Annotated in this window: 8 protein-coding genes and 2 pseudogenes; 4 read left to right on the top strand and 6 right to left on the bottom strand. The window is 57.1% G+C overall.

Features of this window, described 5'->3' with window-relative positions; all coding sequences use genetic code 11:
* The 6 genes and pseudogenes from APH30_RS24980 to APH30_RS24960 form a co-directional block, all read right to left on the bottom strand.
* A partial coding sequence (locus APH30_RS24980) for a TonB-dependent receptor (protein ID WP_156326660.1) occupies window positions 1-1,332 on the bottom strand: 1,332 nt, incomplete at its 3' end.
* Window positions 1,333-1,469: 137 nt separating this feature from the next.
* Window positions 1,470-2,423 carry a FecR domain-containing protein gene (locus APH30_RS24975; protein WP_054914053.1) on the bottom strand — a complete coding sequence of 318 codons (954 nt, stop codon included), beginning with the start codon at window positions 2,421-2,423 and terminating at the stop codon, window positions 1,470-1,472.
* A complete protein-coding gene (locus APH30_RS24970; RefSeq protein WP_054914052.1) occupies window positions 2,424-2,948 on the bottom strand; it encodes a sigma-70 family RNA polymerase sigma factor in 525 nt (174 codons plus the stop codon).
* Between the two features lie 106 nt (window positions 2,949-3,054).
* Window positions 3,055-3,380: pseudogene (locus tag APH30_RS28450) on the bottom strand (UvrD-helicase domain-containing protein); the annotation flags it as partial.
* 11 nt (window positions 3,381-3,391) lie between these two features.
* Window positions 3,392-3,655 (bottom strand): annotated as a pseudogene (locus APH30_RS24965) (TIGR03747 family integrating conjugative element membrane protein); the annotation flags it as partial.
* A gap of 224 nt (window positions 3,656-3,879) precedes the next feature.
* Complete coding sequence (locus APH30_RS24960) at window positions 3,880-4,770, bottom strand: LysR substrate-binding domain-containing protein (RefSeq protein WP_054914051.1); 891 nt, start codon at window positions 4,768-4,770, stop codon at window positions 3,880-3,882.
* A gap of 221 nt (window positions 4,771-4,991) precedes the next feature.
* On the opposite strand from APH30_RS24960, the gene APH30_RS24955 reads away from it, so the two are divergent.
* The 4 genes from APH30_RS24955 to APH30_RS24940 form a co-directional block, all read left to right on the top strand.
* Window positions 4,992-6,110, top strand: coding sequence for an ABC transporter ATP-binding protein (locus APH30_RS24955; RefSeq protein WP_054914050.1), 1,119 nt, complete (start codon window positions 4,992-4,994; stop codon window positions 6,108-6,110).
* A gap of 15 nt (window positions 6,111-6,125) precedes the next feature.
* Window positions 6,126-7,046 carry an ABC transporter permease gene (locus tag APH30_RS24950; protein WP_054914049.1) on the top strand — a complete coding sequence of 307 codons (921 nt, stop codon included), beginning with the start codon at window positions 6,126-6,128 and terminating at the stop codon, window positions 7,044-7,046.
* On the top strand, window positions 7,046-7,852 hold the full coding sequence (locus APH30_RS24945; RefSeq protein ID WP_054914048.1) for an ABC transporter permease: 807 nt from the start codon (window positions 7,046-7,048) through the stop codon (window positions 7,850-7,852). The genes APH30_RS24950 and APH30_RS24945 overlap by 1 nt, the downstream gene beginning before the upstream one ends.
* Before the next feature lie 27 nt (window positions 7,853-7,879).
* On the top strand, window positions 7,880-8,494 hold a 615-nt coding region (locus APH30_RS24940), incomplete at its 3' end, for an extracellular solute-binding protein (RefSeq protein WP_156326658.1).

Genomic DNA, 8,494 nt, shown 5'->3' with positions numbered 1-8,494 from the left:
GAACATCGAATCGACCGTCTGGTAATACAGGACGGCGTTTATCTTCATGCCGTTGAAATCATAATGGTCGTAGCTTGCGCCAACGGTCCAGGCGTCGTTGTAAGGCGCACTTCCTGGCGGCGTGTCCTTGGTCGACGTGCTAGGCACGCCCTCGCCTCTGTTGCCGGATACGAGTGAATATCTATTATTGTTCTTGATCTCGTATCGGTTCACGCTAAGCGCGATATTTTGGTCTTCGTCGATCCAGTAACCCAGCTTTCCCATCACATCGTAGGACTTGGAGTCCATCAAGTCGCCTTGGGCATCGTAGGTGCCTATTCGCCTGTCTGATCCATCGAAAAATGCCCCTTGGCTCTGGTAGCTGGCGTTGAACAGATAGTCGATGGCTCCGTCACTGCCACTGATGCCGTAGGTGGTCTTGTACGACAGTGCCTCGCCGGCGAGCCTTGATGTCGGCGATGTGAGCTCGGCAGAAATATGTTGATGGGGCTTTCCGCCTCGTGGCTGCAGGGTAATGATGTTGATGACGCCACCCATGCCGCCAATGCCATTGCTGGCACTGGCGCCTTGTATTACCTCGATCCTGTCGATCATGGCGGGGTCGATGGTGCCCATGTCACGCCCAATGCTGGTGTACATCGGGCTGGACTGGGGAATGCCGTCTACCAGCACCAGCGGTTGCAGCCCACGCATGGTTTGCCCGTAGTTACTCATTTTTTGCATCGACGGGGGCATCGACGGGATCAGGTTGCTGAGTATTTGCGTTGTACTGGAAGTGAAGGCTTGTTGAGCCTCTATCTCTTCATGGCTAATTATCTTGATGTTCTGAGGAGAGTCGTTACTTGATTGCGCCAAGCGCGTCGAGCTGACGGTAGTGGCCTGAAGTTCAGTGGGTTTATTGTGCTTGGCTGTGACGGGGGGCGTCACTAGGGGCATGTCCGCTGCCGCTTCCAATACATAGTTGCCCTGGCCGAGCGAGCGTGCACGCCATCCACTACTGGCAAGCAGGCGCGCAAAACCTTCCTCGACCGCATATGGCCCAGTCAGGCCCTGGGTGCGCATGCCCTCAAGGCTGGCCAGGTTTGCACTGAGGTTGACCCCCGCCTGCGCAGCGTATGCCGCCACTGCCGAACCCAGCGGGCCGCCCGGAATGTCATAGGTCCTTCGGGACAGACTGGAAGCAGCTTCTGCGGCTTGGACCTGCGGTGTGATCAGGGTCGCGGCCAGAGCCGCTGAGATACTTGCCAGCGTCAATCGGATGGCTCTGGCACCAGGTTTGAGGGGCGTGCCTGGTGCGGTCGGACGCGGGTGTCGTTCAGGTTGTTCAAGCATGTTGATCAGTCCTTGGGCAGCTCAATGAATCGAATTGTTTATTCATTGACAGGCGAGCCCGAAAAACCGGACAGACATGTGTGACTACCGCTTCAGGTTTGTTACTGCCGAGCGGGCGATAGCATGTACAAAGGGTGTCACGCTCGGGTGATTTTGACCCAGTAATCTGTACGTCGTATCACGCGCACAGGTAGGGTATGGGTAAGCAAGTCAAGGAGGCGATCGGTATCCTGGAGTTGATACATCCCGAATACGCGCAGGTCAGCGACTGCGTCGTCACATCGCAAAATGCCCGTGCGATAGCGTCCTATTTCGTCAAGGAACGCTTGCAAGCGCATGTTATCGGCATAAAGCGTTCCGCGCGTCCACGCGTCGCTCATTACGGGTGAAGACTCACAGGCGCCAATCTGCCGGGCATCGAACTTGGTTCGTTGTCCCTCACGCACGATAAGGCGCTGGGTCGATATCGCTGGCGAGATCTCGACGGCACCCTTGAGAACGGAGACCTCGGTGAAGTGGGGGTATTGGCGAACAATGAATTCAGTTCCCAGCGCGCGCAACTGACCATCATCCGTCTGCACGATGAAAGGTGGGGTGCTTTCCGGCATGTCATGCGCTGTTTTCACCAGTATTTCGCCCTTGTACTGGCGGACCATCCGGTTATGCCTATCGAATCGGGCATCGAAAGCGGAGTCGGTATTGAGCAGTACCTGACTACCGTCAGTCAGCCTGGCCAGGCGTTGCTCGCCCTTGGCTGTGCTGAAATCCGCTGCCCAGCTCTGCCAAGGCATATAGCGGTAGGAGAACCCTCCGAGCGCCGGTGTGGCGATGGCAAAGGCCAAGGCTCGAAGTACAGTACGGCGGTTGTGGGGTGTGCGAGATCTGGCCAGCACTTGCATGCCGATACCGCCAGGGACGCTGCTCATCTTGCTTCTCAATTGCTGTGCACATGACCAGACCTGCTCATGCCGGGCGCTCTGTTTACGCCAATCCGTCAACGCCTGTTGTTCGGCCTCGTTGAAATCCGAGGCGCACGAGCGCGCCAGCCAATGTGCGGCCTCGTCAAGGATGCGTTTATCCACCTCAGACATTCAGCTATCCAGCATGATGCTCAGGCATTGCCTGAAGCCTTGGGCCATGTAACGGGTGACCGTACGTACACTCAAGTGCATGCGTGACGCGATCTCTTCGTAGGTAAGGCCATCAAGTTGGGAAAGCAGAAACGCTGCACGGATTTTCGGTGGCAGGCCCGCGAGCAGTGCGTCGAGCTCTATCAGGGTTTCCAGCAGGATGGCTCGTGCTTCCGGCGACAGCGCCGTTTCTTCGGTCAGATGCTGCAGGCTGGCGAGGTAGGCACGTTCGAGCGACAGGCGCTCAATGTGATTGATCATCAGCCGCTGAGCCACGGTTCTCAAGTAGGCCCGTGGTTCGCGAATGTCCTCAAATGCTTGGGCCTTGGCACTAGCCCAGATACGCATGAAGGTATCCTGTGCGATGTCGGCGGCTCCTTCTCTACAGTTGATTCGGCGTTGCAGCCAAGCCACAAGCCAGCTGCAATGCCGTGCGTATAAGGTTCCCAGTGCTTCACCGGCGGCGCCATGGGCTTGAGGAGACATGTGTATACCCTGCATCAAGAATACGCGAATAATATCAAATTAAAATGATTTGTATTCTGTTTCAGCTGCTGGGCGTCTGTAAGTAAAAATCTGATTTTTTCCAAGCGTCTCTGACCTGCTCCCAGTCATGCGTATCAATCGCTCGGGCGATATCGGTCAGCCGCAGGTTGTCGGTCTGCTTATGGCTGAACTGTGTGCCATAGACGGCGTAGGCCAGGCCGTGCGCAGTTTTGTTCACCACGTTGCGCTGAAATCGGTCACGCGCGGCGATCTTGACCGATTTGTGTAACAGAGATAGAGAATCCGCAGACGGGAGTGGTGTTGTGCATACCCCACCAGAGTCTTGGTCTTTCCACTGCCAGCGCCTGCCTGGATAAGGAGCTTCGGGGCTTCCGACTGGATGATTGGCGACTGCTCGTGTGTCCATTGCATCGTTCTCTTCCTCACAAATACTTCTTGAAGCTCGCGGCCGTAATGCTCACGGACACCCCGAGTAAGGCAGCGCAGGGGAGTAGTACCAGCATTGGGCTGATGCTGATCGGGAGCGCCAAGTAGAAAGTCCAGGGGAAAATGGCCAACGGCAACATCGTTGCCCGGGCCTTGTGGTACAGGTAGCTGGACTCCCGGCCGGCACCAAATTTACGGAGGTCTCGCCGCACCAGACCGTCGACCAGACCTGTGAGTGCAGCCATGGCAAAAAGCGGTACAACTTCAGCGTGATGTCAATATGAAATAGCCCGCAGCCTGCACAGGTTCGCGGGCTTTTTTGTTGGGTCATTCAGCGTAATTACCTGCCTTCACTCCTGACCAACCTGCACCCAGTGCTCAAAGAAAAATCATGTAAGACAGGCTCGTAGCGGAGGCAGATCATGGTTTTTCGCCCAGGCATATCACGTATTGCCCAAACGTACGCTCGCCAGGCTGAATTCACCTAGCTTCCAAATTCTTTGTTCAGCTCCGTCTGGAGCCAGTCTATGAACCAGTTGGCGTCCTCGGAAAGCTCGCCAGATGGCGTCAGTACCCTGTAACTCTCGAGCCTCACTTCAGTATTCACCGCCTTTACCAGCCTGCCTGAATCGAGCTCGTTTCTCACCAGTACTTCGTTAGCCAGCGCAATACCCTGACCGCTTTCAGCCACGGATAAGGCATGGTCATTGTTGACGTAAAGAATATCTGAATCGAGGTGAAACTCTAAACCGTGAGCGGTAAACCAGAGATTCCACCACTCACCGTTATCGACGTGGATAAGGTTATGGTTCACAAGGTCCACTGGCGCTGAAAGAGGCCCGACACTGGCGAGGTAGGCCGGGGTGCAGATTGGGAAAACCCTAGGGCAGACCAGGGTGGCGCGGCAGTTCGCATACTCGTTCTCCATGCCATAGACAATACCAAGGTCGGTCGTTTTTTTGTCTACCTCGGTGAATGTCGAATTGGGTTCAATTGCGAACTTTAAACCCGGCCGTAACTGGCGCATGCGTTCAATACGAGGCATCAGCCAGCGCTTGGCAAACCCCGGTACCACCATGATCCGCAGCCAGCGTTCGGCCTCTTTGGGTTGCGCTTCCTTGCCGGCTTCCATGATCAACTGCAGGGCGGCAGCGATCTTGCGGTGGTACTTCTCCCCAGCCGGGGTAAGGTTGACACCGCGAGAGGTACGCTCAAACAGTTGAATGCCTAGCCAGTCTTCAAGCAACTTTACGTGTCGGCCAATCGCCGGCTGGGTCACGTGCAGAGCTTTGGAGGCCTCGACATAACTGCCCAGACGGGCGGCTGCATCAAATGCACGCACCGCATTGAGCGGCGGCAGGCGGTGGGCTGACATGTTACTGGCACCTTTGCTATTAAATTAACTAACAGCCGCCATGTTTAAATTGAAGTATCGCCCCGCGCAAGCCCTAACTGATAATCGAGCCACAGCAGAACAAAAAAACTGTTTTCACCCCGTTCGCATTTTCGATCCTGCCAAAAAAATAACATCCATGGCCCGACTGATTGCCTGATCCGCAGCGCAACCGTAGGCGATGGGGGAATCGGAGGTTACGCATGAATGCCCTGCATTCGCTGCAAACGCTGGCGGTGTCGATCCGCTCGGTCCGCAAGGTCTACGGTGATCCGAACACCGGCCCGGTGGCACTGAAAAACATCGAGTTGGACATTCACGATAACGAATTCTTTACCCTGCTCGGCCCTTCTGGCTGCGGCAAAACCACCCTGCTGCGGATGATCGCTGGCTTCGAGTTCCCTACCGAAGGCCAGATCATGCTTTACGGCGAGAACATCGCCGATCTTCCGCCGTTCCAGCGCCCGGTCAACACAGTGTTCCAGCATTATGCACTGTTCCCGCACATGACCATCGCCGAGAACCTGGCGTTCGGCCTTGAATCACACCCCATGGGCAAAATGTTCAATAAAGCACAGGTCGCCGATCGGGTTGACGAGATGCTCGCGCTGGTGCAGATGCAACGCTTTGCCAATCGCAAGCCTGCTCAGTTGTCTGGCGGTCAGCAGCAACGTGTGGCGCTGGCCCGTGCACTGGCACCGCATCCAAAAGTTCTGCTGCTCGATGAGCCGCTGTCGGCACTCGACCTAAAGCTGCGCCAAGCCATGCGCGAAGAGCTTAAAAGCATTCAGGCCAAGACCGGTATCACCTTCATCTTCGTCACGCACGACCAAGAGGAGGCGCTGACCATGTCCGACCGTATCGCCGTACTGTCCGAAGGCGAAGTCCAGCAGGTTGGCAGACCGGAGGACATCTACGAGCGGCCGCGCAATCGCTTTGTCGCCGACTTCATTGGTGAAACCAACTTCATCGAAGGCACTGTCACCCATGCACAGGCGGGCCAGGCATGGTTTACCGGCCCAGCCGGTCATCCGTTACCGGCGCAACCGTGCGCAGACGTAACCGTCGGGGCCCGGGTGACCCTCTCGGTGCGCCCTGAGCGGCTCCACCTGGTGCCTGCCGATACTGAAGCGGCACTGCCGTGCCGGATCGAAGCGCAGATTTATCTGGGTACCGACCTGCAATATCAGGTCAGCCTCAGCGACGGGGCGCGCCTCACCGTACGCACCCCCAACAGCGTCGACCAGAGCCTGCGCTTTGTCGTCGGCAGTCAGGCCGGTCTGCTGTTCGACCAGGGAAGCGCCAGCGTCCTGCACGACTGAGCCCGAGGAGTTGTCATGCACGCCTTACCGATTGCCAACACGCTGGAACGCCGCAAGCGTTTGCACAGTTTACTCGGGGTCAGCCCGGCACTGCTCGCCATCGGCCTGTTTCTGATCGTGCCGATTCTGATCGTCGTCGGCTATTCCCTGATGGAAGCCAACCCCTACGGCGGGGTGAACAAGGCATTCAGCGTCGATGCTTACATTTCGCTGCTGTTTGAACGGCAAATGGACGACAGCCTGGTCTTCGCCGACTCCTACCTGGTCATTGCCCTGCGCTCGGTCGGCATCGCCGGCCTGACCACGGTCATCACGCTATTGATCGGTTTTCCGGTGGCGGTGTGGCTGGCTATGCAGCCGGCCCATCGGCGTGGGCTGCTGATCTTCCTGATCACCGTACCGTTCTGGGCCAACCTGTTGATTCGCACGTATGCGTGGATTCTGCTGCTGCGCAACACCGGGGTGGTGAATAACAGTTTGATGGGAATGGGCGTTATCCATGAGCCGTTGCAGTTGCTGTACACCGACGGTGCCGTGCTGCTGGGGCTGGTCTACACCTATGCACCGTTCGTGGTGTTGCCGATCTACGCGACGCTGGAAAAGATGGATATTCGCTTGCTCGAAGCTGCTCAAGACCTGTACGCAGGGCGCGTACGCACCCTGCGCAAAGTGGTTTTGCCAATCGCCAAACCGGGCATTCTCGCTGGGGCCATCCTTACTTTCGTGCCTTGCCTAGGTGCGATGATCGCCCCGGAACTGCTCGGCGGTGGTACGCGGATGATGCTCGGCAACTTGATATTCCGGCAATTCAGTGATGCGCGTAACTGGCCGTTTGGCGCCGCACTCTCGCTGGTGTTGATGGCTGCCGTGATGCTGGTGCTGACCATCTATGCCCTGCGCGCCGAGCGCCAGCGCATCGCCAAAGGAGGTGCGTAATGCTTGCTCTGTTCAATCGCCAAGGGTTGTGCATACGAGACTTTCCCGGGTTTGGTGGCTTCAGTTTCCTGTTCTACCTGTACCTTTATGCACCGATCGTGGTGCTGGTGGTGTTCTCGTTCAACGCTAATCAGTCGGCGACCGTCTGGACCGGTTTCAGCCTTGACTGGTATCGCGCTGCTTTCGCCAACCAGGCCTTGCGCCAGGCTGCCGGCAACAGTTTGCTGATCGCCGTGTGCGCGAGCATGATCGCCACGGCGCTTGCTACCCTTGCCGCCCTTGGTACTTCACGGGGCGCCAAGTTCAAAGGGCTGCAACTGTCGATGGGCGCGATCATGCTGCCGTTGGTACTTCCGGAAATTGTCGTGGGGGTGGCAACGCTGGCGCTGTTTTCCACCATCGGCCTGTCGCTCGGCTACGGCAACTTGATCATCGCCCATACGGTGTTCTGCATTCCTTTCGCCTACCTGCCCATTCGTGCGCGGCTCAACGACATGGACCTGTCCCTGGAACAGGCTGCCGGGGACCTCTACGCCGGGCCGTGGCGAACCTTCCGCAAGGTCACCTTACCGCTGCTGATGCCGGGGATTTTCTCCGGGCTGATGCTGGCCTTCATCGTCTCGCTCGATAACTTCGTGATCTCGATGATGGTCTCGCAGGCGGGCACGACCACCTTGCCGATTTTCATCTTCGGCCTGTTGCGCATGGGAGTGACACCCGACGTCAATGCCGTGTCGACCCTGATCCTGGGGGTCTCGGTGCTGTTTGTCTGCCTCTCTTACCTGCTGGGCAAAAAGACCGTCTGAACTTTTTAGGAGCTGTGGGGAAATAGCATGAACAAGTGGATAAAAAGCGTTGGTACTTATTTGTTCGTTAGTGTGCCGCTGGTCATGGCCGGCAGTGTGCAGGCCGCGGAAAAACTCAACGTGGTCAGCTGGAGCGGTTATTTCTCGCCAGAGATTCTCGCCAAATTCCAGAAGCAGACTGGGATTGAGGTCACGGTCGATTCCTATGACTCCAACGAAACCCTGCTGGCAAAGTTGAAGCAAGGCGGTGCGGGGTATGACGTGGCGATTCCGTCGCACCAGTTCATCCCGATCCTGATCAAGGAAAACCTGCTGGAGCGCTTCGACCCGGTGAAACAGCCCTATTACGCCAGCGTAGTGGATAACCTGAAAAATCCGGGTTGGGACCCGGGCGGTGCATATTCGATGCCGTTCATCTGGGGCACTACCAGCATCGTGCTAGACACCGCACGTTATAAAGGCCCTGCCGACAGCTACAAGGTTCTATATGAGCCGCCCGCCGAGTTGCAGGGGCGGATCAACATGTTCGATTCGGTCAGTGACATGGTCGACATGGCCAGCCTGTACCTGAACATTCCGTTGTGCAGCGAAGACCCGAAGCAGATGCAGCAGGTTCTGAGCTTGCTCAAGGCACAAAAGCCG

Origin of the sequence: Pseudomonas sp. NBRC 111127 (assembly GCF_001320345.1) — a bacterium.
Lineage (GTDB): Bacteria > Pseudomonadota > Gammaproteobacteria > Pseudomonadales > Pseudomonadaceae > Aquipseudomonas > Aquipseudomonas juntendi.
Note: the sequence above shows the minus strand (reverse complement) of the source record. Positions and strands in the feature narration are given on the sequence as shown.

Bases quoted from the DNA above. Each gene is read 5' to 3' on its own strand.
- APH30_RS24975 (WP_054914053.1), bottom strand. From the start codon at position 2,423: ATGTCTGAGGTGGATAAACGCATCCTTGACGAGGCCGCACATTGGCTG.
- APH30_RS24970 (WP_054914052.1), bottom strand. From the start codon at position 2,948: ATGTCTCCTCAAGCCCATGGCGCCGCCGGTGAAGCACTGGGAACCTTA.
- APH30_RS24960 (WP_054914051.1), bottom strand. From the start codon at position 4,770: ATGTCAGCCCACCGCCTGCCGCCGCTCAATGCGGTGCGTGCATTTGAT.
- APH30_RS24955 (WP_054914050.1), top strand. From the start codon at position 4,992: ATGAATGCCCTGCATTCGCTGCAAACGCTGGCGGTGTCGATCCGCTCG.
- APH30_RS24950 (WP_054914049.1), top strand. From the start codon at position 6,126: ATGCACGCCTTACCGATTGCCAACACGCTGGAACGCCGCAAGCGTTTG.
- APH30_RS24945 (WP_054914048.1), top strand. From the start codon at position 7,046: ATGCTTGCTCTGTTCAATCGCCAAGGGTTGTGCATACGAGACTTTCCC.